27 protein-coding genes are annotated in these 24719 nt (G+C 46.1%); 4 read left to right on the forward strand and 23 right to left on the reverse strand.

What is annotated here, in order from left to right:
- Window positions 1-11: 11 nt before the first annotated feature.
- The 8 genes from AC0VZ8_RS22670 to AC0VZ8_RS22705 all read right to left on the reverse strand — a co-directional run bounded on the left by AC0VZ8_RS22670 (window position 12) and on the right by AC0VZ8_RS22705 (window position 12279).
- On the reverse strand, window positions 12-686 hold the full coding sequence (locus tag AC0VZ8_RS22670) for a hypothetical protein (protein WP_475484465.1): 675 nt from the start codon (window positions 684-686) through the stop codon (window positions 12-14).
- Window positions 687-751: 65 nt separating this feature from the next.
- The gene (locus AC0VZ8_RS22675) at window positions 752-2440 is read right to left on the reverse strand and encodes a hypothetical protein (RefSeq protein ID WP_475484466.1); all 1689 of its coding nucleotides are present in this window, start codon (window positions 2438-2440) and stop codon (window positions 752-754) included.
- A gap of 42 nt (window positions 2441-2482) precedes the next feature.
- The gene (locus tag AC0VZ8_RS22680) at window positions 2483-3484 is read right to left on the reverse strand and encodes a dsDNA nuclease domain-containing protein (protein ID WP_475487741.1); all 1002 of its coding nucleotides are present in this window, start codon (window positions 3482-3484) and stop codon (window positions 2483-2485) included.
- A 170-nt stretch (window positions 3485-3654) separates the two neighbouring features.
- Complete coding sequence (locus AC0VZ8_RS22685; RefSeq protein WP_475484467.1) at window positions 3655-4323, reverse strand: hypothetical protein; 669 nt, start codon at window positions 4321-4323, stop codon at window positions 3655-3657.
- Between the two features lie 277 nt (window positions 4324-4600).
- Window positions 4601-4732, reverse strand: a complete 132-nt coding sequence (locus AC0VZ8_RS22690; protein ID WP_475484468.1) for a hypothetical protein — start codon at window positions 4730-4732, stop codon at window positions 4601-4603.
- 385 nt (window positions 4733-5117) lie between these two features.
- A complete protein-coding gene (locus AC0VZ8_RS22695) occupies window positions 5118-7466 on the reverse strand; it encodes a glycoside hydrolase family 95 protein (RefSeq protein WP_475484469.1) in 2349 nt (782 codons plus the stop codon).
- A 159-nt stretch (window positions 7467-7625) separates the two neighbouring features.
- Complete coding sequence (locus AC0VZ8_RS22700) at window positions 7626-10202, reverse strand: carbohydrate-binding protein (RefSeq protein WP_475484470.1); 2577 nt, start codon at window positions 10200-10202, stop codon at window positions 7626-7628.
- A gap of 16 nt (window positions 10203-10218) precedes the next feature.
- Complete coding sequence (locus tag AC0VZ8_RS22705; RefSeq protein ID WP_475484471.1) at window positions 10219-12279, reverse strand: alpha-galactosidase; 2061 nt, start codon at window positions 12277-12279, stop codon at window positions 10219-10221.
- 336 nt (window positions 12280-12615) lie between these two features.
- Here AC0VZ8_RS22705 and AC0VZ8_RS22710 point away from each other — a divergent pair, with 336 nt between their 5' ends.
- The 3 genes from AC0VZ8_RS22710 (at window position 12616) to AC0VZ8_RS22720 (ending at window position 14223) form a co-directional block, all read left to right on the forward strand.
- Window positions 12616-13323 (forward strand): FAD-dependent oxidoreductase, encoded by a 708-nt coding sequence (locus tag AC0VZ8_RS22710; protein ID WP_475484472.1) that lies wholly within the window; start codon window positions 12616-12618, stop codon window positions 13321-13323.
- Between the two features lie 175 nt (window positions 13324-13498).
- Window positions 13499-13828 (forward strand): ArsR/SmtB family transcription factor, encoded by a 330-nt coding sequence (locus AC0VZ8_RS22715; RefSeq protein ID WP_071219892.1) that lies wholly within the window; start codon window positions 13499-13501, stop codon window positions 13826-13828.
- Window positions 13825-14223: an SRPBCC family protein gene (locus AC0VZ8_RS22720; protein WP_071219891.1), complete on the forward strand. Its 399-nt coding sequence runs from the start codon at window positions 13825-13827 to the stop codon at window positions 14221-14223. Before AC0VZ8_RS22715 ends, AC0VZ8_RS22720 begins: the two co-directional genes overlap by 4 nt.
- Before the next feature lie 156 nt (window positions 14224-14379).
- Here AC0VZ8_RS22720 and AC0VZ8_RS22725 read toward each other — a convergent pair whose 3' ends face one another.
- The 12 genes from AC0VZ8_RS22725 to AC0VZ8_RS22780 form a co-directional block, all read right to left on the reverse strand.
- Window positions 14380-14856 carry a GNAT family protein gene (locus tag AC0VZ8_RS22725; RefSeq protein WP_475484473.1) on the reverse strand — a complete coding sequence of 159 codons (477 nt, stop codon included), beginning with the start codon at window positions 14854-14856 and terminating at the stop codon, window positions 14380-14382.
- Between the two features lie 166 nt (window positions 14857-15022).
- A complete protein-coding gene (locus AC0VZ8_RS22730) occupies window positions 15023-15208 on the reverse strand; it encodes a hypothetical protein (protein ID WP_475484474.1) in 186 nt (61 codons plus the stop codon).
- Between the two features lie 103 nt (window positions 15209-15311).
- Window positions 15312-15998, reverse strand: a complete 687-nt coding sequence (locus AC0VZ8_RS22735) for a class I SAM-dependent methyltransferase (protein WP_475484475.1) — start codon at window positions 15996-15998, stop codon at window positions 15312-15314.
- Window positions 15999-16031: 33 nt separating this feature from the next.
- Window positions 16032-16538, reverse strand: a complete 507-nt coding sequence (locus AC0VZ8_RS22740; RefSeq protein ID WP_475487742.1) for a hypothetical protein — start codon at window positions 16536-16538, stop codon at window positions 16032-16034.
- 21 nt (window positions 16539-16559) lie between these two features.
- Window positions 16560-17441, reverse strand: coding sequence for an alpha/beta fold hydrolase (locus tag AC0VZ8_RS22745; RefSeq protein ID WP_475484476.1), 882 nt, complete (start codon window positions 17439-17441; stop codon window positions 16560-16562).
- A gap of 44 nt (window positions 17442-17485) precedes the next feature.
- Window positions 17486-18166 carry an HAD family hydrolase gene (locus tag AC0VZ8_RS22750; RefSeq protein WP_475484477.1) on the reverse strand — a complete coding sequence of 227 codons (681 nt, stop codon included), beginning with the start codon at window positions 18164-18166 and terminating at the stop codon, window positions 17486-17488.
- 40 nt (window positions 18167-18206) lie between these two features.
- Window positions 18207-18794 carry a hypothetical protein gene (locus tag AC0VZ8_RS22755; RefSeq protein WP_071219884.1) on the reverse strand — a complete coding sequence of 196 codons (588 nt, stop codon included), beginning with the start codon at window positions 18792-18794 and terminating at the stop codon, window positions 18207-18209.
- A 61-nt stretch (window positions 18795-18855) separates the two neighbouring features.
- Window positions 18856-19323 carry an NUDIX domain-containing protein gene (locus AC0VZ8_RS22760; RefSeq protein WP_071219883.1) on the reverse strand — a complete coding sequence of 156 codons (468 nt, stop codon included), beginning with the start codon at window positions 19321-19323 and terminating at the stop codon, window positions 18856-18858.
- Between the two features lie 207 nt (window positions 19324-19530).
- Window positions 19531-19797, reverse strand: coding sequence for an NUDIX domain-containing protein (locus AC0VZ8_RS22765; protein ID WP_475484478.1), 267 nt, complete (start codon window positions 19795-19797; stop codon window positions 19531-19533).
- A gap of 6 nt (window positions 19798-19803) precedes the next feature.
- Entirely contained in the window at window positions 19804-20367 is a 564-nt protein-coding gene (locus AC0VZ8_RS22770) for a YfiT family bacillithiol transferase (RefSeq protein ID WP_475484479.1), read from the reverse strand.
- A 60-nt stretch (window positions 20368-20427) separates the two neighbouring features.
- Window positions 20428-20916 carry an NUDIX hydrolase gene (locus tag AC0VZ8_RS22775; protein WP_475484480.1) on the reverse strand — a complete coding sequence of 163 codons (489 nt, stop codon included), beginning with the start codon at window positions 20914-20916 and terminating at the stop codon, window positions 20428-20430.
- A gap of 161 nt (window positions 20917-21077) precedes the next feature.
- The gene (locus tag AC0VZ8_RS22780) at window positions 21078-21335 is read right to left on the reverse strand and encodes a hypothetical protein (protein WP_475484481.1); all 258 of its coding nucleotides are present in this window, start codon (window positions 21333-21335) and stop codon (window positions 21078-21080) included.
- 323 nt (window positions 21336-21658) lie between these two features.
- Between AC0VZ8_RS22780 and AC0VZ8_RS22785 the strand changes: the two genes are divergently transcribed.
- Window positions 21659-23143 carry an endonuclease/exonuclease/phosphatase family protein gene (locus AC0VZ8_RS22785; protein WP_475484482.1) on the forward strand — a complete coding sequence of 495 codons (1485 nt, stop codon included), beginning with the start codon at window positions 21659-21661 and terminating at the stop codon, window positions 23141-23143.
- Between the two features lie 52 nt (window positions 23144-23195).
- Here the strand turns inward: AC0VZ8_RS22785 and AC0VZ8_RS22790 are convergent, their stop codons facing one another.
- From AC0VZ8_RS22790 to AC0VZ8_RS22800, 3 genes are read right to left on the reverse strand one after another with little or no spacing between them, the layout of a single operon-like run.
- On the reverse strand, window positions 23196-23669 hold the full coding sequence (locus tag AC0VZ8_RS22790) for a DinB family protein (RefSeq protein ID WP_071219879.1): 474 nt from the start codon (window positions 23667-23669) through the stop codon (window positions 23196-23198).
- 40 nt (window positions 23670-23709) lie between these two features.
- On the reverse strand, window positions 23710-24207 hold the full coding sequence (locus AC0VZ8_RS22795) for a class I SAM-dependent methyltransferase (RefSeq protein WP_475484483.1): 498 nt from the start codon (window positions 24205-24207) through the stop codon (window positions 23710-23712).
- 23 nt (window positions 24208-24230) lie between these two features.
- Entirely contained in the window at window positions 24231-24386 is a 156-nt protein-coding gene (locus AC0VZ8_RS22800; protein ID WP_475484484.1) for a hypothetical protein, read from the reverse strand.
- Window positions 24387-24719 lie beyond the last annotated feature (333 nt).

The following is a 24719-nucleotide window of genomic DNA, read 5'->3' on the forward strand; positions in this document are numbered from 1 at the left end:
ACTTGACTTGTCTATTTCATTTCAACAATATAATGCCAGCCATCAAGTTTAAATGCTCCATCAATTTGTTCTCCATTAGCGTTGCGTCTAAAAGCTTGTGCAACTGTTAATTGCTCCATTAAATCATACGCGTTAAATAGTCTATTTACGATGTCTTCAAGTATTGTACCTCTCATTTGAGGATTTTCACTCTTTCCTGAGATACTATCGTACGTTAGAAGGAGAAGTTGTAGCTGCTTAATTAAATCAATTTCTTTTTGTGCTTTCTTCTCCAATTCAGCTTTTTCCCTCGCTTTTTCCCTCGCTTGTTCCCTTTCCTTTGATTCTTTCTCTTCCCAAAGATCCAGTATCCCAAGAACTTCTCTTGCTTTTTGTACGGTAGCACGTGCTTCATACTCATCATCTGATAAATGAAACTGATTCCACTCAGAGGCTGTCTTGATAATGGAACGCATTATCTTTTCATAGTTCGCATGATTTTCAATTGCAGCAATTATTTTAGATGCTATTTCTCTTTTAGTAAGCCATTTCCCAAAATCATTTTTTTGCTTTGTTAGTGATTGAAAGTAATCCTTGTTAATACCCGAAGGTTTAAGAATTAGCTCATACATAGTGCTTTTGATATGAACAAGTGTTGCAATTATTTCAATCACAAGTTTCTTGGTATCCGTTGACTGATACATCATAAGCTTCCCACATCCTACATTAAAAATAATAGTGACCCCGAAAGATGAGTCACTACAAAAAGAAATTATGAAATATAACTTAATAATTCATTTATCTCATTGGAAACTTCTTCAAAGTCTTCTTCTTGAAGAAAATGATATTTTTCATTTAACTCTATTATTTTCCCTTCGAATTGTCGGTCTCCAAATTCTACTGTACCTAAGATAAGTTGAGAATTCAACGGCTGTTTTGTAATAATAAAATCCTTAATCATATCCCAATGTGTCTTATCTTGCTCTTGTTGATTTGGTGAGTCTAGAATGATTGGACAGAACGTAGAAGTTGAGTATTTATTAATAACACTCAACAGACTGTAATAATAAGCAAGATAAGCCCTAGGCGCACCACTTCCAGTATCAGTAACTTTGGAGATTATCGTTTTATATGATTTTTCTGGAACGGTTTCTACACCCAAAACATCTAAATAATCACTCATTAATTCACGGTAATACTTTTCAATTTTAGCTTTATGCTTTCTATCCTCATATGATTTCATTTCATCTTTAAGTTCATTAATGCTTACTTCATTGATTGCCATCTGACTACGAAGTTCATCAAGCTCTTCCTGAACAATAGATTTCAAGTTTTTCTTGCCTTCGTTCTGTATTATGTCTTTTAAATGCACTTCTCCTTGTTTATATTCCAGAAGAGTAAGAATTCGATTAGACTCGACTGCGTGTTCTTCATACAATTCATACTCATTCTTAATTTTAGATTCCAATTCACGTAATCCCATATTCGATTCCTCTAACAAATCATGGCAACGGTCTTCATCTTTTGCAATAGAGAATCGTTCTACAAATGAATTGGAATACACAGCACCACATGTCGGACAATCGATTTCTTCATCTGGAATGGAAAGAGCAAACTTGTAGTCGTCATTCAGTTCATGTATAGATTTTTCTAACAGCTTAATATGCTTTTGAAGATGTATTTTCTCATTATTGAGGTCAACTATATTTCGTTTTAATACTTCCCCCTTTACTTTTAATTGCTCATACTGTTTCAATAACTCGTCAATTTCTTTTTTAAAGCTGTTCAAATCAGCATCCAATATCATTAATCCCATCTGTTCATTTAATTTGCTCATAACGTTTTTGGATACTTTCATTTGTGATTCTAATTGACGATTGCTATCCTTAATGATTTCAATTTGACCTTTTGCATGATAGTATTCATTGGGCTTGATGCCTGTATGAAAATGTAACATGCTTGCTTTCCATTGCCCTTTTAGCTGCGTTAGACGAGCAAAAGAGGAAAGTGGATTATACCAACTATCCTGGTCCAAGTAGAACGGTAAAAAGAAATAAGCTGGTGGAGGCGTAATAAGTCGATTCTCTTTATTTGCTAGCTCAATATTATATTTCAATAGATTGGATAGGAATGGACCCAAACCGTCAGTAATTTTATCAAATGTTCCAATACATTCTTTTACATTATTGTAGACTGCAAAAAAGCTCTTTCTACGTAATATGGAATATTCAATATCATCGACAGTAAAAGTCAATAAACAAATTGGTTCAGCCCCCATCCATTTGGGATGCATTACATTGGGTGCAGCACCTAATGTATAATAAATACTTTTGATTAACGATGATTTTCCAACATGATTCTCACCCTTGATGAGATTCATTTTGGGATGAAATTTTATTATTCTTGCTCTTTTCTCGTTTCTTGAGAGTATTTTGATTTCCTTGAAGATTAATCTTTGCATAGTTCTGTTCCCTCAAATTCCGAATTAATTTTTTATACTTTTTCATGAGCGGCAATACTCCAGTAGTGTTGTGGCTTTAATTAGATATTCATCTAACATACTTTTTGGTTCTCGTTGTTTATACTCGGTATACACAGATTCCACTAAATCTTGATATAAAAGTATTATAGGTAGTTCTTCTTTTACTTTTAGAACCTCTCGTATGACAAGCTGTTGAGATTGAAAGTACTCATTCGTTACATCCATCTGAATAATTTCAAGTTCCTTCCATGCAGCTTTTAATTTCATTATCTTTTTAAAATCAACTTTATCTGCGTTTAGCCGTTTCGAAATTTCCTCCCACGTTTGTTCGAGTTCATCATCAATGTCGAAATGGTTCAACATTTCTGTAAATTGAGAACGACTAATCCCTTTATGTTTCTTTACTTCATCGAAGTCCGAAACACTCCACTCATAATCATTTTTTCGTTTTACTTCCCCAAAAATTGCATTATAAATTAAGCTCAATCGAAACTTGCCGTTCCTGGGATTCAAGGACTCTAAGAATTCATGAAGTTTACCTTTCATGTAAGTTTCTCGGTCTTTAATATTTAAATCAGTAACTTCTAGAAATGTGATTTCCACGAAATCAGGTTCATCTTGCAAAGAGTGTTCCGTTTTAATTGTCGTAATGATTTTGTTCAAATCTTTCTGCTCAATGTCTGTAAAACATATTGATTTTTTCTCTGTGCTTTTTCCAACATGATTCTGTAAGCTTATCTCGAAACAAGCATTAGAAACCAAAGTGAGTGACATAGTATGATTGGGGAAGGTCAATTTACAATCATATAATTTACCTATAATCGATGGTAATAGACCTTTCTTCCCTTTTTTCGTTCTTACAATATCATTCAGCTTCCAAACCCCATTATCTTTTGTTTTTAATTGAAAGAAAGCTGCTGATTGAGGATCATGCTCTGAATCCAAAACCATTACATCGTCATGATAGTCTAGAACAAGAAGATAATCGTCCTTGCATTGATGCAATTCGAAAAGCTTTAATATTGCCCAATCCTTCTGAAAATCGAAGCGGTTAGCAGAACGTGAACCACTCGTTTCTCTTGGCTTCTTCTGTACGACTAAATCTCAAAGCAACAATTCATCATCCTCTTCAGATTCTATAGAGTATTGATCCAAATTATTGAATGCTTCTTCTATGTATTAAGTTCTTCCCTCTATTTTGTATGATGAAAGTCAATTACCATATATGGGACACCGGCATCAATAGTGTGGTCATATGTATATAAGTGATCATTATTATTTACACACTTCCCAAGCTTTCTCTTAAATTTCTCGTCATTATAAATATAAACTCTACCATCACAAATCGGGCAAATTCCATATTTTTTCACTTTGTATACCTCGCCATTTTCTTCTTCAAACAGAATCGGTTTTTTATCCCTATATACGATCCTATTTTTTCTTAGTTCTTTAAACTTTTCTCTCGAATCAAAAGCATAAGCAATTAATCCTATCGTGCTCATTAATAAAAGCACTCTATAGTTTGACTTAGTAAGCAGATAATCTGTAATTGTTACTACAGCCGATACAACAGATAAAATTCCAGAAATTTCGAATTTACGTTTGAATCCGTTAACCCCTCCAATAACTTTCCTATCCAACCGATCACTATATTCAATAATTAATTCGTCAGTTGATCTAGTAACATTTAAATTATCAATATAAATTTCTTGATTGCTATTGTTTCCCAAACCAATATTAATATTGTTGTTTCCGGCATTAATTGAATTGTTTCCAAACCTTCGATTATTATTTGGCTCAGCGCAATATGGGCAGTAAAGATGCTCTTGTTCAACATTTTGATTACATTTAACACATTTCATAAGATCACCTCGAAGTAAATATCAGAATCTACATTCCAGCTTCACGTACTTAACGGATTCCATCAATATAGACGAATTACTTACAAATCCCTTCAGGAAAATCATACCACGAAGCTAGTAATAATTTGTAGAATCTTGTAAAACCTCAAGGGCGTAACCTATTCTTATAAAAAGTCATCCCAGATGCGAGGAATCGATTACTGGGGTGGTTAATGTAAGAGTTGTTGAAACTAGGTTAGGAGTTGGTACTCGAGTTTAATAACTGACTGTAAATGATTCAAATTTTTAGTATGAAGACTTGTTGTTTGTAGCATATCGTCAATTCCACCCATTTCTGGTCCCGATCATAAACAATCCGCTCCATCAGCTTCTTCATCGCCCTACTCTTCTCTTTATTGGTCACCGGCATACTCCCAAACTCCCTAAACTGCCCAATCCTCTCATTAATCTGATGAACAGTCGAATAATTCTTGCTACGCAAGTCCTTCAATTCTCCCTCCAGCTTCTGTTATCTACCTACACTGGATAGCTTAACGGTCCAAAAACACTTGCTTCGTTCGCATATTTTTTTATTTCTGTTCCTTCATCTCGATGTATCTTTGTAGCGACTTTCTTGAAATTCGTCCTCTCGCAAAATGTTTGAATCCTGGCTAATACGATCACACATAGCATCGAAAATAATTTGCATCCATTACCTACCCTTGCTTCTTATTCTCACTCACTCGGAATCTCAAGCGTGAACCGCATATTTCACAATACAACAACCTGACAGCTGAAAAACACTCCACCAATCATCATATTTTCTTAGATGCTCCTTCCACCTTATCAACCTTTCCCTCCTCAAGTCTTACCTCCATCTCCCTCCCCCCATAAAACACCCGCACACTCTTATCCTCATTCCCCTTCACCCTCGCCTCAACCAGCTTCCCGTTCTCCCAGCTCATATCCACCTCAATATTCCCTTTCGCCTTCAGCCCTGTCACGCTGCCTGTTGGCCACATCGTCGGCAGTGCAGGTAGAAGATGAATTTCGCCTTCGTGGCTCTGCAGCAGCATTTCCGCAATGGCGGCGGTGCCGCCGAAGTTGCCGTCAATGACAAAGATGTTGGCCTCGGCTCCGGCTACGCCGGGTTTGGAATAGGTGAGCATGTTGTCGAAGCACAGCTCCTCGATCAGGTGGGCGATATGCTGCACGGCTTGGTCCCCGTCATGCAATCGGGCATAGAAGAGTCCGAACAGCGCCGCGGTAAATTCGATATCCTCCAGGTCGGCCCGGCTGTTCCGGTTCTCCAATGTCACTCGGGCTGCCGCAGCGAGTTCCGGCGTACGATGCGGCGTGATTTGGCTGCCGGGATACAGGGCATATAGATGCGACAGATGGCGATGCTCCGGCTGCGCCTCCTCATAGTCCTCCAGCCATTCCTGCAATTGCCCCTTCTTGCCGATCATCAGCGCAGGGAGTTGATCCAGTGCCGTCTGCCACTTCCGCTGAAGCTCCTCATCCACGCCCAGCGTCTGTGCTGCCTTCACGCAGAACGCCAGCAGATCCCGAACCAGGACCTGATCCATGGTCGGGCCCATGGACAGCTGCTGATGCCCATCCTCCGGATGGCCGGTGTAAAAGCTGTTCTCCGGCGAATTCAACGGACCTGTCACCAGCCAGCCATACTTCGGATGTACCGTCATGTAATCCATGAAAAAGGCTGCGGCCTCCTTCAGGACGGGATACGCCAGCTCCTCCAGAAAAGCCTGATCGCGGTTGTACGCGTAGTGCTCCATCATATGCGTCGCGATCCATAGTCCGCCCGTCACGTTCAGCCCCCAGGAGGTCCCCCACCCCGGTGACGCAAATCCCCAGGCATTGGAGAATACATGGGCCACCCAGCCTTCGGCATCATAATAATGGCGCGCCGCCGAGCGTCCAGCCACCGACAGCTGCTGGATATACCGCATGAGCGGCTCATGGCTCTCGCTTAGGTTCGCGGCCTCCGTCGGAAAATAGTTCATCTGGGTGTTCACATCCAGGTGATAATCGCAGCTCCAGGCCATTTTGTTGGCTTCGCCGTCATTCCATATGCCTTGCAAATGCATGGGCAGGATGGAGTCTTGTCGTGACCCGCTAATGGTCAAGTACCGGCCGTATTGATAAAACAACGCAAACAACGACGGATCGTCCCGCTTGCCCTGCTTAAACCTGCCGATCCGCTCGTCCGTAGGCAGACTGGCATGCTCGGAGCTTCCCAGGTCCAATCGTACGCGGGCATACAGCGGCTGATAATCCGCCAGATGCTTGGCTCTCAGCGCGTCATATCCCAGCAGCACAGCCTGATCCAGCTGCAACGCGCTTTTCTCACGCCAGCTCTCACCTTCTTGACGATAATCCGTATTCACCGCAAAATAAATCACCGCCTCATCCGCTCCGGATACGTTTATGGTGTCATCCGTGCAGCTCACCTGCCCGCCTTCCGTTACGACGCGCAGCTGGCCTTGGCAGGACACCCCGCACTCCCCATTGCTATGTACGCTTTCCAACGCCTGTCCCCGGAATTCGATCGTGTCCTTCCCAGTAACGGCAGCATGAAAAGGACCATTCTCGCCTCGAATCGAAATGCGGAATGACACGCCTAACGAGCCCTGGCTGCTACTGATCCGGGAAACGATCACCTGATCGGCATGGGAAGCAAAGACCTCTCGCGTCATCTCCGCTCCATCGATCTCGCAAAAAGAACGTGCCACCGCCTCCTGCAGATCCAATTCCCGATGGAAGAGCGGCTCAGCTGCTGCATTTTGTCTCTCGCCCTCGGATGACTTCACGTGATGGTCAAACTCCAGCACGATTTGGCATAGTCCCAGATTGGTGCCAAAATTCAATTTTTCCGGCTCCAGGTGCTTTTTGGCCAGACGATCGCCTTCGCGATAATCGCCCTGGAAGAAGTGCTTCCGCATCTGCTCCAAATCCGCTTTGCTGTTGCTTCGCCCTTGAACCGGCTCCGGCTGGCCGGACCAATAGGTGGTTTCGGTGATATTCCATATTTCTCTGTCAGGAGTGGATACCACCACATTCCCCATTCGGCCATTGCCGATCGGCAGTCCTTGCGACCAGCCCTGGGCCGATTTCGTATACCAAAGCTTCATATCTGTCACGTTGCATTCTCCTCTACATTGATTTTCCAGTATCGAGACAAGCACTACCCTTACAGCAAAAGCAAGAAATCGCGATTCCCGGATGGAGCCGAGAACCGCGATGAACTTGCAGAGGTACATGATGAATCGATGACTACTTGTTATGGATTAGGGACGATTTTATAAAGCTTGGATTCGGCCGCTTTTAGCGTCACATCCAGCGAAGAGCCAGACACCGCTCCATACATCCGTCACCGTATAGGATGCCGCCCCTTCCGAAGCGATACCAGCACGAACCAGATCCACGGTGTGCTGCGCCGCATTTTGCGTATAGTTAAACACGGCTACATAGCGCGTTCCCTGATCGCCCAGCACGAATACGTTCGCTGCCTGCGTGCCCGTGTTGCCTTCTACTGGCCGGAACGCCTTGCCCTTCATGGCTAGCCCGTTCACTTCCGGGTTGGTCAGCAGCGTTTCCATATACTGCCGTGCCGTCGCATCCGTTACGTCATCCGAATTCAGGAAGACCGTGCCGGAGATCGAGGCCGCATTGACGCGAGACTGTGCGCCTTCCATCGATCCGCCTTTGGTTAAGTGCATATAGTCCGGATCGGTATAATGGTAGATCGTTCCGTTCTGCCACCAGCCGTACGTGAGATTGTTCAGCTGGTATTCCGTGCTGCCGATGCTGCCGTCGATATCGCAGGAGATGCGGCGGCTGTGCGCATATTGGCTAGGGAACAGCGGCGCGATGGAAGCGCTGATGAACATGGAGCCGTCCAGCACTTCATTCACGTAAGCCATCCCTTGGTTATAGGCCTGGATGCCGGTTTGAACGTTGGCATCATAATGCTTGCCTTCCAATGCTCCATGGCTCAAAAAATCGATTTTGATATATTCAAAGCCCTTGCTCTTGAACTTATTCATGTAATAATCGATCCGCTGCTTCACGCCCGGATGCGTCGGATCCACGGCATAAGCGCCGTCCAGCGTCGGCAGCACGTTGCCGTCCAAATCGCGCAGCACGATATCGCCGTATTTATATTTACCGTTCGTCCCTTCGACTTCCTGCTCCATATTGTTGCCCCAGTACACGAACGGCGAATAATAGATGCCGGCCTTCTGTCCATTGCTATGAATGAGCTGAACCAGATCCGTCAGCTGCTGATCCGTCATGTTATCCCAATAGGAATCAAGATTGATGTAGATATCCCCTTCATTATTGAAGGAATGGTCCTGAATATGGTCTTTAAAATAATTCGAGACCGAAACTGCCTTGTCAAAGCTTAAATCGCTGGCATAAGCTCCCCAGCTGTTCCAGCCGACCGGAACGCCTTCAGGAATGTCTTCGCCAAAGGCTAACGGAGGCTGGATTGCTGCATTCACCTGGCCAAACTCTTCCAGCCCGGTCCGGTAATCCTCGAAAAAGCCGACCATGATTTTCGGTGAAGCAATCTGCTTGCCCGTTACCTTTCCATGCGGGATCGTGTCCCACGTGGAGGTGGATGACGTAAATCCGCCATATACCCGCAGTTTGTTCAATTTATCATTCGAGCCGCTCCAATAGATGCCGGTCTTCCATGTGTCATGTGTCACCGATCCGATGACGAGACCGTTCCGGCTCGTATTGTCATAGATGGCCGTCAGCTCCGAGCTGATATACAGATCGTTGTTGAGCCCGGTATTCATCGACTTCGCTTGGTATCTGGACCAAGCATCATTGTCGAAAGGAACGACGAGGACCCGGTTATCGTCATAGCTGCCGATGTCGATGCCGCCTCTAGCTTCCATCGCGATAGGCGCGATGTTCCCCGTAGATATTGCGGAATGATGGGAAGCAACTGTTTCCGTAAGCAGATACGGCCCGTCTTCATAGACGTAATAGATTTGGCTGAGCGAGGGCATTCCCCCATCCTCATTCACGACCGTCACTTTGATCCCCTTGCCGGTGGCATCCTGGAATGGGACCACTTGATTTTTATAGAATTTGTGATGTTTATAATCTGTACTTGCAACCATCCGGTCGAGCTGGATCTCGCTGTATAACCCCTTGGCAACCGCTTTGCCGTTCCAATTGTATTGCGACAATCCGGTCGAGGTGTTGTACAGCAGCTCATACGTCGGATTGGATACCTTAAAGCCGTTGGCATATTCGGTTAAGGTAATGGAGCCATAGCTCGTGGTTTTCTTTTGCTTGCCTAAATCGCCTAGGCTGCCATCCGGGCCTGATCCGTTTTCGCCGGCTGAATCAAAGGTCAGCTCCATCTTGTCAAAATCGGGCGAGTACCCGCCTGCGTCATCGAACAGAATCGTGTTGCTGCCCTGATTCAAGTAAATTTGAATCTGATAGGTGCCGATCGTGTTCCAATCCGCTGTTTTCGGAAAACTGAAATTCTCCTTCTCCGCTCCGTTCACGGAGATCGAAGCCGCGCGGGAATCCCCCGAGATGTAGAACATGTTCATATTGTATATACCGGCCTTATCGGCCTGAATCCCGTTGAACGTCAGCGTGGAGCCGCCGTACAGATTGCCGGCTTTTTGCCCGCCTGAACAGAAGCCGCAATCGACCGCTCCTGCATTGCCGGTAAACGTGTTCTGAGATGCCTCGGCCTCGTAGGAAAGGATGCCTCCGGCCGTTTGACTCGGCTGCTGCGGTTCTGCCGAAGCCAAGGAGCTGCCTAGCACAGACCCCGCTAACAGAATCGATAAGAAGAGCATGAATGGCTTTTGGAAGAATGTGAACGGATGAATACGCACTGAACCTCTCCTCCTTCTAGTGATTTCGAATTAATTTCAAGATTTTCAATTCGGCTGGCGCCAGCTCGACCACAAGCGTGCCTTCCGATTGACCTGCCATTCCTTCCCACACATCCAGAACCGTGTAAGATGCGTGCGCCTCGAGGCCGCACCGTTCCAGAGAAACCGTCTTCTGCACGGACTCGGCCCCGTCAAAGTTAAATACGGCAATATACGCCGTTCCCGCTTCGCTCGGATGGGTCAGCACAAACGTATCCGCAGCCTGTTTTCCCAGTTTCCCCTTTACGGGCACAAAGGTTCTGCCCAGTCTCGCAATCTCGATGATTGCCTCATTTCCCAGCCAGTTCTTGGCGCGCCATGCCGCTTCCTCATGCCGGAAGTCATCGCCCAGCAGCAGCACCGTTCCCGAGATCACGGACGCGGTCAGACGGCTTCGCCCTTCATGGCGGGTCGTCGAATCCTGGTTGAAGCTTTTATAGATCACGGTATGGTCCGGATCGTTAAAACGGTACAGCGTATCGTTCATCCACCACCCGTGCGTCAGCGAGTTCAGCAAATATTCCGTATCCTTGATCGTTCCGAACACATCGCAAGAAATTCTGCGGCTGTGCGCATAGGAATAAGGGAACAGCGGGGCAATCGACAGGTTGATGAAGAACGGTCTGCCGATCCGCTCCGGGGAGAGTTTATCCGTCAGATACGACAGGCCGTAATTGTATGCGGCGATCCCCGTCGTAATATTCGGGTCGTAATGCTTGCCTTCCAGAGCCCCGTGTGCCATGAAGTCCAGCTTGATATACTCAAATCCCTCGGAGACGAATTTATCCATGAACCAATCGATTCGCGCCAGGTTCCCGGGATGCGTAGGATCAATCGCAAGTCCGCCGTCGACATCCGGCAAAATCTCGCCATCTTGGTCGCGAAGCAGAATATCGCCATAGGTGTACTTCCCATCGGTGCCCTCCACGGGGCTGCCGAACCCAGCCGGACTTCCCCAAAACGCAAACGGCGTCCAGTATGTACCGGGTTTGTGCCCGTTTTCGCGGACCCTTTTCAAGGCATCCTCCATCTCGTCAGGCGTCAGGCGATCCCAGAACGCATCGAAATTCATGTACAAGGTATCCTCGTTATGAAAGCCCTGCGGCTGAACCTCCCGCTTCAGAAAATCGCTCGTCGCCACATAGAGATCGTAATCCAGCGTACTCATGGCGGCCGACCAGCTGTTCCAGCCGATCGGGACGCCGCCTTCCCAGCTCAGAGCAGGCGCTATCTTCGCATTCGCTTCCCCATACGCTTCGAGTCCTGTCCGGTAATCGTCGTAATCCCCTACCATAACCAGCGGAGATGCGACGCGGGTTCCTCTTACGTAGCCATGCGGCTGGGAATCTCGGGTCATGGCGTCGGCCGCGCCAGCGTACAGTTCCAGTTCATCCAGCTTGCCTGCGGTTTCCCCTTTGACGCGAATGCCGGTCTTCCACACGTCATGACTGATCGATCCCAGAATCAATCCATTGCGGCTATCCGGCTGGAACAAGGCCGTCACTTCGTAGCTTTCCGTCTCCAGCGGGGCCGTCTCCGTCAGGTAGCGCACCCATTTGTCATTGTCATACGGCACGCGCAGCACATGCAGCGCTTCTCTCGGAACCGTCTCGCTCCCGCTCGATACGCTATCGGTTTTCACCACCGCGATGCGGTTTACCTTCAATTCCTCTTGGCCGACGATGACGACCCGCGTGATGAAAGATGAAGTGCCCTCATAGACGTAAAAATGCTGTTCCAGACCTGGGAGCAGATCGGATTCATGCTTCATCACGGCATGGATTCCGGTTCCGAACGGATCTTGGATCTTCTCCGGCTGCCCCATCATATAGTGGCGGTCATAATGTCCCGTATGGTATTCCCGGCCTTGCCATCGAAAGCCGCTTCGTACTTCTTGCAGAGCGAATCCCCTGCTGCCTGCGTAGGCGTAACCGCCTTTTTCCAAATCCACCTCAATGGCCACCAGGCCATTCGCCAAGCGAATGTGAGTTTCTGCATTCACCCCCACGTTCACCGCCGTATCGCTGCTTCCTAACATCTGTGGATTGCCTCCTTCTGCGTGCATCTGTGCTGCATTCAGGCCGTTATAGCATCAAGCGCCTTTTACAGCTTGCTATCATTATAGAAGCGAGGGTAAAGCGCTTACTATACAACGATCTTCCGATCCATATCGGGATATAACGCATCTGGAGCGACCTATTTGTTAAAATGCAATATGGGCTGGACCGTGATCAAATGGAGTTTAAATATGTCATTGACACGACACCAAATGGTGGCCTAAAATCAAAGTATCACTAAATGGTGTCCAATTAGAAGTTTGGTTGAAGATATAGCGATTACATTACCGATAACGTTATAAGAGGGAGATGGGAAAATGAGTTTTTTTCAAGATATGTTCTCTATATTCAAGAAGAGAGAACTATCATTTATAGAAAGCCGCCAAGAAACAGAGGATGTCTATTCTTTTCTATTTGAAAGAGAGAAAGATTTAACCTGGAAGGCCGGGCAATATGGTTTGTTCAGCATTACTCATAAGTCCATAAAAAACCCTACAAAACCATTCAGCTTGGCAGCTGCTCCTACAGAGAATATAGTTAAAATAACAACGCGTATCAGTGATGATCCCAGTGATTTTAAAAAAGCTCTATTAGAATTAAAACATGGAATGAAAGTTAAAATGAGCGGCCCTGTCGGTTCTTTTTATATGCAAGATAACAGTCCTTCGCTTCTGATCGCAGGCGGAATTGGAATCACACCATTTCGGTCGATCCTTAAACAATTAGAGGCAGAAGGGAATCATGACGGGAAGCAAAGAAAGCTGCTCTATTTGGATGGCAAAAAGTCTTATATCTTCAAGAATGAGCTAGATGAAATGGCTAACCATCCTTCATTAACTGTGACTTATCTTGATTCAAGAGATGACTTGCATCAGGAAATCGATACGTTTAATACCTTATATAAAAACAATGGAAAATACTTTATTGCGGGTCCAAAGTCATTGGTAGATTCGATTTCCACCCATTTGCAAAATAATCAGATTTCTAAGCGGAATATCAAAAAGGATGCCTTTTTTGGGTATTAGTTTAGAATGAACATTAGAGATTAACACTAACTCTCAAATCGAGTGATCGTCATTTCCAGGTATATCTGAAAATTTCACTTATAAAATCATGAAGCAGAGGTGGTGAAATTAACGGCGGTCCCTTCACACATCATTAGATGACTAACAACAAAATTAGACTTTTAGGAGGGTTGTCGTGATTGAGAATCATCCGTCCCGCGATGTATTTGACGCGATTGCAGATCCCACTAGGCGTCAACTGATTCATCTGTTATCACAGGCAGAGGAGAAACCGCTTCATGAACTAAAGGCACAATTTTCAATGGGCCGTACTGCCGTATCCAAACATTTGACCATCCTTAAAGAGGCCGGGCTGGTGCTCGACCGGAAAGTAGGCAGAGAAACGCGATTTAAGCTAAATCCCGATCCGCTTAGAGAAGTTCAAGATTGGGTGGCTTTCTACAGCAAATACTGGACTACAAATATGCTGCGCTTGAACCAGCTGTTCGAGGAGGAAGAAGAATGAGTTTAATCTTATCCATGGATTTTCAGTACACGACATCAATCGAGAAAGCTTGGGCTGCCTTAACCGATTCAAGTAAGTTGGCAAAGTGGATCACGGAAAATGATTTTAAGCCTATCGTTGGACATCGTTTTCAGTTTCGTCATGAGCCGTCCGAATATTGGGATGGAATCGTTGACGGCGAAGTACTTATCGTAGAACCGCCCAACCGGTTGTCCTATTCTTGGGCTACCGGAGACGAGCGGCATACCGTCACCTGGACGCTGCAAGATTTAGGCGACGGCAAGGTTAACCTTCATCTCGAACAAACGGGCTTCTCCCATGTTCATGGACTCGAAGGCGCCAGATATGGCTGGAGTGAGTGGTTCGGCAAGTTTGAAAACGCGTTGGATCAATAACAGGCGTTCAACCCTGCTTGACTCGAATCAAGATAAACCGGCTGCATGTTTGCAGCCGGTTTATCTCGATGTCTACTTTGGATCAACTGACGCTTATCGTTTCGGGTCAAGAATGCAATGAACTTTCCTCGAATAATTTTGATGCTGCACGATACCTTAATTAAAGGTCATCCATGCCGTACTTCCTAAAATCTCGAAATTCTGCTTGAACCAGAAATTCCGTGATTTATCCAGGGTATAGACATACATTTTTTTGTTCGGATACTTTGCTTTGAGCCAGTCCACGAAGGAAGCCGCGTATCCTTTGTTTTCGAATTCTTTGAGTACATCCAAGGCTTGGATAAAGATAAAATCCTTCTTATTCTTGATATCAATATAGAAGTCCTTCTCCAAATACCGCTCATCGGCGCTAAAATAATCTTGTTCGGCCTTCTGGATGAGCTGCTTCCCGTTATCGTATTCCCACACGACTCCGTACCCCACCATCTCATCTTCCACCTCAATGATGCAGATTTCCTCCGGTAATTCCGCTAGGTCCATCGTGCTCAGTTCCCCCGCATGATAAGCCGATGTAATTTCACTTAGACATCGCTGCATTTCATGATCAAATGACTTTGTAATTATCGTTGGCATTCTCTATTCTCCTTATGATCCATTAGCAAACATCTTCAAATCAAAAAAGCAGGGCTCACATACGTTCCCTGCTTCTCCAGTTGAATGTGTATGGGTTGGGTTATTGTCCTTCGCAATTCTACCACAGATTCTGCGGTGCGTAACCGTTCAACCCATGATAGCTAATTCATTGAAAGATCACGTCAACCACCTTGGTCAATACCACGCACTCTATGACAAAGATCCCTAAACAACAAAAATAGAATACGGACAGCTTCAGCTCTCCAAATTGATCCTTCCAAAACCGTCTGCGGAACAAGGAGATGATGTCCGGCGTAAACGAATACTTTACCGACTGCTTCAGATCATCCACATCATCAAAAATCCTTCTGAAAATCCACTTATATATCGGAATGTTAAGAATAAACAAGACCACATACATTAGAAGTTCCACGAGGCCACATCACCGTCCCAGCCTAAACATGCTTCCACCAGATCCCCGCGCATTCCGGTACGGTTGACCATTGGTTCGCCTGAATCTTGTCCGTCAGCTCTTCTCCGAAAAAGAATCCCGTGTGATGCAGCGCCTCTTCTACTGTTTCAAAAACATAATCCGTTCGAATCCACTGATGGTTAAATCCATATTGATGCTCCAACTGTTCGTAATAACCCGTTAAGAAATCGGGAGGATTCGGTGTCTCCGTTCCGGTTCCCATCGTTTCCAGAATCAAAATCGTCCCGCCTGGTCTCAAAACTCGCTGCAGCTCTGTCATGACAAGTTCAAGATTCTCACGCCAATCGTCATGACTCGAATCGGCCAGATAACTAATGCTCCAGCCCGATACGATCAGATCCACACTCGATGAATCAATCGGCAGGCTGCGATGATCAGCGACTACGGTCGTCCAATTACGGAAATCATAGGCTTCAGATAATTTACTATCCAAAATATCCAGCATCGGCTGCGCTATGTCAGTACATATCAAAGATCTGACGTCTCCGGCTAGCAGCATAGATAATCGCCCTGATCCTGCCCCCAAATCAAGTACATCCAGCCCCTCGTATGGTTTTTTTTCATAAATAACTCCCGCTAAGTCAGGCTGCTTGCTAATCATGGCCTCATAAGCTTCGGCCTGCTTATCGTAAATCCCGTTCGTTGACATACCATGCTCCTCCTATCCACCTGGTTTACTGATTTATTTCTTCGCAGAGGTTCCTTGACTTCTGTTTATGAGTCCTTCAATCAACTTGTACAAAAAGCACAGTAAAAGCGAAAAGGCCATCATCATGAAGTACGTGTTTACATTAAAGAATTGATTATTCATATGTATCGATAAAATACCGGACGTAATGGATTCGATATGAGTCCAATCGACTTTACCATATTCTGATTCGAATGCCTCCGCTTGAATTTGTCTATAGATTTCGAGTCTTCGGAGCTGATATATGTAACCCGCTATGATATAACCAGCCAGGGTAAAGATCAACAAACTTAACGAGGTAAGGGACATCTTTACATCTTTGAAGACACGAATCCATTGATTGACCAGAACAAGAAAAAGTATGCTCAGAGGGATGAACAGCAGGATGGCAGGATTGCCGTTCCCCGAACTCATGCCGAGTTTAGGAGTCATCGCATTCCCGAATAGAACCACGAGCAGACAGATAAGCGCACTTATAAGCAGCCAGGTGAATCGTTTCATCTTCAATGATCCCCCCTCCCCTTAAGCTTCCCTGCAAAAGCCTATTATCTCTTCATGAACAAGGTCCGGCATCTCGTGATTGATCGCATGGCCCGCGCCCGGTACGAGGCGGTAACGCATCCCGTTTGTCTCCAGTCTGGCAACCGCCTTCGGATAATAACTAAGCAGATCCTGCTCACCTATAACGAACAAGGTCTTACCGCGTATAGTCTGAATATCGGCAGACGAATGAATTGTGATGGTGTGTTTCATCATGGAGCGATTGTTAAAGTACTTCAGCAAGTAGTACCAGTGCTGCATAAGCTCCGGATGGTTCTCGAATGCATCTGCATTCGTACCGCACAGCTTGCGAAGCAGTTTACGCACACTCCGTTCTGATGGGAACAGGGCTTCCGGCAGAAATGCCCGCATCATTTTGCTCATCAGCTCAGATTGACTCCCGGCAATGCCGCCAGCCAAGCATACAATCTTTTTGACCCGATTCGGTCTGGCGATCGCGTAATGGTAGGCTAGATAAGCTCCATAGGATACGCCAGCGATATAGGTTGCGTCAACATTCATCGCCTCCAGAATCTCGTCCAGCCACTCTGCCTGGTTAAAGTCATTCGCATACCGGTCATTCGGTTCGCTTTTCCCCGAACCCCCGATATTATCCACGGCGATGAGATGGAAGTTCCGGGATAACTCCGTCACATTATATATCCACATCATGGCGACGTTATCTCCCGTTCCATGCAATAACAGCAGCGCGGGAAGATCCGATGAACCTGCCGTTATTACGTGAGTCATCCCGTACGAGGTGGATATATGGTGCTGCTCGTAAGGTACCGTCCATCCCGCCATCAGGCGGTCATAGGATTCATAGACGAGCTTTTGTCCATTATCACTTTTAAATCGCTTCAATTACTGCACCTCCAAGACACTGGACTTTACCTTTTTGCTAGCCCTCAATCGTGTTCAGCATACATATGAATCAATTCTTCCAGCTTATGTATCGTCCGATATGGCTTTATTTCTTCAGAGTGGTCCCAATTTCCATCTCGCGTAAACCATATGGGTTTGATTCCGCATTGTGCTGCTCCGATGATATCGTTATGCGGGTGGTCGCCGACGAACCACGTCTCTGATGGCCGTACGTTTAACAAATCTAAAGCCTTCCTATAGATCCTGGGATCCGGTTTTTTGACGCCAGCCTCTTCGGAAATCACGATGGAATCGAAGTACTCGCGTATACCCAATTGACGGATCTTCCCCTCTTGAACTTGGACGGTTCCATTCGAAATGATGCCAAGCCTCAGCCCCTTAGACTTCAAATGACGAAGTACAGGAAACAGCTGATCCATCGGCTGGATACAAAGCGGGATAGCTTCCCTGAAAAATGTCAGATATTCATCGACCGTAGGCGGATTCTCCCACGGAAGATGCTCGACCAGCATCTTATACACTTCACGCTTATCCCGGTAGCCGTTCTGATCGGCTTCCTTAAATCGCTTGGCTATCCTAAACTGAGCATCTTCATCGGAGTCCGGGAAATACCTGGCAATCAATCGCTCAATAAACGAGTCAATCGCCGACCTTCTGTCCGTTAGTGTCTCATCCAAATCAAAGATTATCGCTTTTAACGTCATAGGGGACCTGCTTTCTATTGTCTTGTCCAGGGAAGGGAAATCATCTGTATTTCCTATCCGGTAAGATCTCATAGCTTTTGACATAGCCACGATCATCAAAGTATATAAAGAGACCCTCACTCTTGTAATCGGCCCTTCGCAGTGCTCCAAGATCATACACGGCTTTATCGTCAGCGGCATTCCATTTGGCATTGTCGTTTGCACCCAGACGGTCCAACACTTCCCCCTGAGTTAAACCGATCAAATCATGTTTCTGTAAAAAATCGTCCACCATCATCGATCTTTGTTCGGGATAACCAACCCAACGGTTGTAATCGAAGTAGTGTTGTGATTGGTTGTAACTTAGGGCGTAGATTGAAAAAGATAGAAGAAGTACCCCGATAATGCCAGTCGACCAATAATGCATGGAATGTAACTTGCTCCTCGATGCTTTGAATATCAGGTACAGAATGAACAGCAGCAACAGCACAGGCAAAGAAACCAGAACGACCGATACGAAAGACAACACAACATGATAGTGGTAAATCAACCGGATGATTACTCCGGCGTAAATCACAACGTATATGCCTACGATTAAACCAAGAACGGCAGCATGCGGATTCCATCTTGTTTCCATTCTCTCCGACACAGACGCCACCTCCCAGGAAGTTCATGCGTACGTTTTAGATTTCAATCTGTTATGCTTTCTATCAGAAATGAGCCCGCTCTCCATTCGCTTTGAAGAAAATATGCTCCGGATATTTTAAAGCCGTGGGTGGCAGCTGATCCTCCGGAAAGAACACGAGTTCAGCAAACTCGTTATTCTCACGATCCAACTTACCCGAAATGATGCGGCAATCAAACACAATCGTGAGGTACTCCACTTGATGTCCGTTGCTGTACGTATATCGGCGTTCTTTTCCGCCATATACCCCAATGATTCGTTCAGGTACGACATCTAGCCCAGTTTCTTCCTTCGCTTCGCGAACCATCGCCTCTGCCGGGGATTCTCCCAGCTCGATGGCACCGGCCACAAGTCCCCATACATCTTCGTGATGCTTTCTTCCAAATAAAACAAAATCCTGATCATTACGGATAATGCCCGCAACGGACGGCATGAATATTAGCTGGTCTCCGATCTTTTCTCTTAGATCCTTATAGTAATCTGACATTCCCATGATTTGATAGCTCCTTTGGATAAAATGGATAACTAAAATCTGTTCTCTATTATCAATGCCCTCATCGTATGTATCGCACTGATTAATGCATCTGTATCGCGTTGTCTACCTAATAAGGTTGTTGTCAATTCTATCATTTCAAAGGCCTGCTCTACGCTAACCCACTTGATTTCCTGCGTTTCCTTATCATGATGGGTGCTCCAAGCATCAGGGCTCATCAAAAAAATACTTCGTCAAGCATGTATCCGATTCATATTCACCCGGAATGGCTGCGATAATGCTGCATTTATACCCTGTCTCCTCTAACACTTCCCGGGTTGCGGTTTCTTCTGGGGAGCTATCGCTTAATTCAGCACCGCCTTTGGCGAAGGTCCAAACATAGCCGCCCCAATGGCCGCGCGGACTTCTCATGAGGACTTCTTGATTCTGATTGAACACAATGCCTCCATAAGCATACTTGGATCTCCAGCTCAATTGGGCTCACTCCTTATGTAACTTCGCGTTTTCACGGTTCAATATGGATGTTATCTGCGCGATATGATGCTGGTTGTGCCACACAAATCGCTGCAACGCGATATCCAGTGTAATGCTGCCGAGCAGTTGAGTTCTCATGGTTCTTTTGAAATCCTCGGGCCGTAAGTCCTTAAGCAGTATAAGAAAACGAAAATGAAGTGTTTCCAGAAGCGTAAGCGAGTTCTCAATGGGAACCTCCGTGTAATCACTCAGTTCAGCCCATAAATCCTCTCGGTACGAGTTTGCCATCGGCTCCTCCTCGGTCAATGCACGTTTAAATCGCAAGTATGCGTTCATGTCGTTATCAGCCAGATGATGCACGATTTGCTGAATGCTCCAGCCCTCTTCACGATAAGGCATATGCAGCTGAGAAAGGGGGCATTTCATTATGATTTGCCGGAGCGTCGGTACGATTGAAGGTATCTGTTGTATAAACATCTGCCTCTCCTCCAATGTCGGCTCCACCTTCGGCTCAAAGGAACCCAGGGGAAAACGGATGCTGACCACTTCCTTACCTCCTCGATACATCATCGTATCCTTCCCATACGAAAGAACTGTGTTCCACAACCAAAAATAATACGAAATTATCCGCTAAGCATTATGAATATGCGATGACCTCGAAGTTAGAAGCAAAGACGGATGAAACAATGCAAGCGAGTACTGCACGCCATTCTTGAGATTCTCAACGATCTGTCTCATGACTTCGGTATCCCGGAATTTCATGCCGTTATCCGCCAAGACATCAGGCAGCGTGACCCAGCGGGCAGCTTTAATCTCGCCTGTACCAATTTGAAGCGAGCCTCCCACCACTTCTCCGGTAAAATGAAACATGATCACAGGGTGATTCAAACTGCTGATAAATGGATACACGCCTGTAGTGCCTGTCAATTGGACATCATATCCTGTCTCTTCCTTCACTTCTCTTATAGCCGCCTCGAACATAGCTTCCCCAGGCTCGATGCGCCCTCCCGGGAAGTTCCAGGTATCCCGTACCGAAGGTTTATTTTCTTGGATGATAAGCACTTGATCCCCTTGAACAAGGGTCACGCTGACCACGAGCACAATTCCCTTTTCCGTCATATCCACATTCCTCTGCACTTGATCATAAAAAAACAGAACCCACCATTGGCGTTAACCGCGAGGAGGGTTCTTGGATGAATTAGCTACTGATTAACAACATTCTACCGTGAACACACATAACGCGCAATCCGTCTGGGCCTTAGATCGTAACAATCGCATGATCAATATATCCTTCTTTCCCGCGTAGCCCCCTCAAGCCACGAGATAAGCCCTATTTGGCTAACGTAGATTTCGTTTTGCACCACAATATAAGGAAACGGCACCCCCTCGGAATCACCCTGCGCTCTTAGCGCATTCTCGGATGAGATGATACTCTTCACCTGAGACTCGGTAAGGTTCAAGAATTCGGCCGTTTGTTCAAGGGTCATTAATGGGCTTTCCGTTTGCATCGAATAGGCTTCATCCGTTACAGCTGGCACAGACTTTACACCCTCAGTCCTCTGAAGTATAAAACTTGCCGTTACGATGGATATCCCGATAATCAAAGTGCAGATCAATGCGCTATAATTCAATGGCTTCAAACCATATCACCTCGATTCCTAAATGGTATTATTCCTGATGCACTCATCCATTTCCTCCACGATTACCCAAAAGGAAAGCAAAAACCTAAAATATTGTAAATACGCAGCCAACTAAAAATAAGATATGATATGGGCAAATCAGGAAGGGAGGACAGGATACATCTACTTAACGTCCACTTTAGAAGGAATCAATTCTTGCACATGACAAAGGAGGAACTTTAATGAGAATCCCCAAAATCACCAGCCTGTTCATGATGCTAACATTTCTGACGACGGCGTCGCTCTCCCCTTCCGGCGAGCTGGGAAGTACCGCGGAAGCATCGCCTGGGCCTTTGCGTGTTATGAGCTTCAACCTGCGTTATGCCGCCAATGACAGTCAACCTTGGGAGAAACGCCGCCCCGTCACCAAGAACCTCATCCTGGAGCATAAACCGGACGTCATCGGAACGCAGGAAGGGCTTCACCGGCAAATCCTCGATCTGGAGAATGACCTGCCGGGATATGGTCGGATTGGAGTCGGACGTGAAGGCGGGAGCTTAGGCGAGTATATGGCGATCTTTTATAATACGGAACGACTGAAGCCATTGGAACAGTCTCACTTCTGGCTGTCCGATACGCCGCAGACGATCAGCTCCGCCAGCTGGGGGAACCAGATTCCGCGGATGGCAACCTGGGTTCGCTTCCAGGATCTTCAGAACGGCAAAACCTTTTATATGGTCAACACGCATCTGGATCACCAATCCGAGGTTTCCCGGCAGAAGAGCGCTGAACTCATTGTCGACAAAATGAAGGCTTTTGCCTCGGATATCCCTGTTGTCATAACCGGCGACTTCAATACCCGTCCGGGAAGCGATACGTATTCAATTTTTACAAGCAACGGGATGTCGGATGGACATGTCACCGCCAAGAAACGCACCAACGATGACCTGGGAACCTTTCATAATTACAAGGACCCTACGGGCGGCGGCAGTGGAAACCGGATCGATTGGATTCTGCACAGCCAGGGCTGGAATGTCCTGCACAGCGAGATTATCAACTACAATGAAGTCGGCCAATACCCTAGCGATCATTATCCCGTCATGATGGAAGGTACCCTGCAAGGATCCAATAAAACCACCGAAGAAACGGTACCCAAGCTGCCCTTAACCACCGCACTGCACATCACCGAGGTGGTCGCTAACTCGAACGAGCAGGGGAATTACAATTATGTGGAGATTTACAACCCCTCGGATCGGGAAATCGACCTGGAAGGGTATCAAATCTACTATTATTACGACCCTGCTCTTCCGTTCGATAAATCCAAGTCCAACCGCTGGACCATTACGAAGGATCGCTACAGCACGGACACCCTCATCCGTCCTAATGAAACCAAGGTGATCTGGATCAAGAAGCAGCCTTGCTGTTACGACCTGAGCATGGAGCAGTTCCTTACCAACTATAATACTGATGGGAAAGGTCTCTCACCGTCTCAACTGCTGGCCGTCTTCACGCCGGGCAACAATCAGGGCCTGAACGGAACCTCCACCAGCGGACGCTCTTTGAGCATTTCAGCGCCATCCGGCACGCATCTTATCGGCATACGGTTCAATAACGGGCAGCTGGATGCCGGAGTTAATGAATCGATCACGTATCGGGAGCCCGAGCCGCTGACGAGCATGATGCAGAAAAAAGAGACCCACCAGGTCCCTTCTCCAGGTCAACCGTAAAATAAAAGTCCCCCTTGATCGCTGGATACCCCAGCTAAGGGGGACTTGCTTATTAGATCGATGTAGCTTTATATTGAACCGCCAAACACTGCTTCGCGATATAAAAAATTTGACCCATATGCTCCGAATAATGCGTGGCGCATTGATGCAGTATGTCGAGATTGCTTCGTTCTTTACCGCGTACCTGTTGAACCTGTTCAAAGTCCTCACTCGACATGGATTTTACCGTATCGATCAGGAACTGAAACCGATTCTTTACAATCTGAATCAGATCATCCCGGCTGACAAAAACCTGCGTCAGCTCTTCCTCCCGGTTTCGCGTGATGTCTTTGTGCAGAATCCCTTTCATGACCCGCTCTTGAATGTTGCCTTCGATGTGCCTGATCAACGTCGAAATGCTCAGACTGGAATGGTTGGGCCGCCAATTGACTTGCTCATCGTTTAACTGCACCAGCACTTTTAAGGTACGGCTGCGGATGTTTTCAAATTTGTCCTCCAGCCACTTCCGGTTGAACTCATGATCCATAACGCAACACTCCTTTTTCGGTATGATAAACGACTTGACGTCACTTCTTCATGGCTTTCCAGATGTATTTGTGTTCACGGACTCCAAGCTGCCCGTCGGTCTGATTCTCCCGTATCTTGGCCTCGAGTTCACCCTTCATTTCCGGCAAGGTGAAATCGGGATTACCCGGCACATCCGACAGAAACAATGCAAATTCGCGGGCATTCGGGAAGTAAGTAATCGCTTCATTATACTCCTCAATCTCGACATTCATGTAGCCATTCTCCGACAATCGCCTTCGAACGGCAGTCACATCATTATGTATGCCGATGACGGTACCGCCTGAAGCTAATATCCTGGGATGTTCGATGATCGAGGTGGGCCCTCTGCGGTCATAGATGAGATCAAACTGAGCGTCTTGAAAGGGCAACTCGGTCTTCGTTGTGGCAAACACAAATTCCACATTACCGATTCCGCTGCTTTCGAGTAAGGATTGGGAGATTCGGATCATCTCCGCGGAGTTGTCAAAACCAATGATGTTCTTAGCATGTCTGGACATCCGGAGCGTGAACTCGCCATGCCTCAGCCTGCATCCAGCACCGATTGAAACTGCGGCAGCATCTCCACTAACCGCTCCTCAAACACCTCTTCCGCCGACCTGCCGACGACGGTACACACCGCTCTTCCTTTGTAGCCGCCATTCCTTCGCGCGATCATATCATACCAGTCTATTCCCATACATACCTCCTCCGTCATAGGCTGCATTGCATTCACTATCCAAGATAGCAGAAATCTGTTATTACATGGCCTTGAAAGAAGCCAATAGGCACCAATTTAACGCTATATATCTAATGACTTAAAATATTACCATTTTGTTCCGTAATGTCAACGGTTACATTAAAAAAATTCCGTCAAAATCATACCTTTCATGGTCGATATTCCGATATTCTTCTCCTCATCCGATACGTTCAAACCAGAAAGTGTGCGCAGGCCAACTCCTTATTACTATGTATATATTCATAAAAACATTGCTCCTGTCATAATTTGTCGTCTACAATGGAGGAATATTAA

This window comes from Paenibacillus sp. QJM3NY_38 (assembly GCF_056173265.1).

Bases quoted from the DNA above. Each gene is read 5' to 3' on its own strand.
- AC0VZ8_RS22750 (WP_475484477.1), bottom strand. From the start codon at position 18,166: ATGACGTTAAAAGCGATAATCTTTGATTTGGATGAGACACTAACGGAC.
- AC0VZ8_RS22795 (WP_475484483.1), bottom strand. From the start codon at position 24,207: ATGTCCAGACATGCTAAGAACATCATTGGTTTTGACAACTCCGCGGAG.
- AC0VZ8_RS22790 (WP_071219879.1), bottom strand. From the start codon at position 23,669: ATGGATCATGAGTTCAACCGGAAGTGGCTGGAGGACAAATTTGAAAAC.
- AC0VZ8_RS22775 (WP_475484480.1), bottom strand. From the start codon at position 20,916: ATGACGGAAAAGGGAATTGTGCTCGTGGTCAGCGTGACCCTTGTTCAA.
- AC0VZ8_RS22785 (WP_475484482.1), top strand. From the start codon at position 21,659: ATGAGAATCCCCAAAATCACCAGCCTGTTCATGATGCTAACATTTCTG.
- AC0VZ8_RS22720 (WP_071219891.1), top strand. From the start codon at position 13,825: ATGAGTTTAATCTTATCCATGGATTTTCAGTACACGACATCAATCGAG.
- AC0VZ8_RS22690 (WP_475484468.1), bottom strand. From the start codon at position 4,732: ATGCCGGTGACCAATAAAGAGAAGAGTAGGGCGATGAAGAAGCTGATG.
- AC0VZ8_RS22735 (WP_475484475.1), bottom strand. From the start codon at position 15,998: ATGTCAACGAACGGGATTTACGATAAGCAGGCCGAAGCTTATGAGGCC.
- AC0VZ8_RS22710 (WP_475484472.1), top strand. From the start codon at position 12,616: ATGAGTTTTTTTCAAGATATGTTCTCTATATTCAAGAAGAGAGAACTA.
- AC0VZ8_RS22800 (WP_475484484.1), bottom strand. From the start codon at position 24,386: ATGGGAATAGACTGGTATGATATGATCGCGCGAAGGAATGGCGGCTAC.
- AC0VZ8_RS22670 (WP_475484465.1), bottom strand. From the start codon at position 686: ATGATGTATCAGTCAACGGATACCAAGAAACTTGTGATTGAAATAATT.
- AC0VZ8_RS22725 (WP_475484473.1), bottom strand. From the start codon at position 14,856: ATGCCAACGATAATTACAAAGTCATTTGATCATGAAATGCAGCGATGT.
- AC0VZ8_RS22685 (WP_475484467.1), bottom strand. From the start codon at position 4,323: ATGAAATGTGTTAAATGTAATCAAAATGTTGAACAAGAGCATCTTTAC.
- AC0VZ8_RS22740 (WP_475487742.1), bottom strand. From the start codon at position 16,538: ATGAAACGATTCACCTGGCTGCTTATAAGTGCGCTTATCTGTCTGCTC.
- AC0VZ8_RS22675 (WP_475484466.1), bottom strand. From the start codon at position 2,440: ATGCAAAGATTAATCTTCAAGGAAATCAAAATACTCTCAAGAAACGAG.
- AC0VZ8_RS22705 (WP_475484471.1), bottom strand. From the start codon at position 12,279: ATGTTAGGAAGCAGCGATACGGCGGTGAACGTGGGGGTGAATGCAGAA.
- AC0VZ8_RS22760 (WP_071219883.1), bottom strand. From the start codon at position 19,323: ATGGGAATGTCAGATTACTATAAGGATCTAAGAGAAAAGATCGGAGAC.
- AC0VZ8_RS22770 (WP_475484479.1), bottom strand. From the start codon at position 20,367: ATGATGTATCGAGGAGGTAAGGAAGTGGTCAGCATCCGTTTTCCCCTG.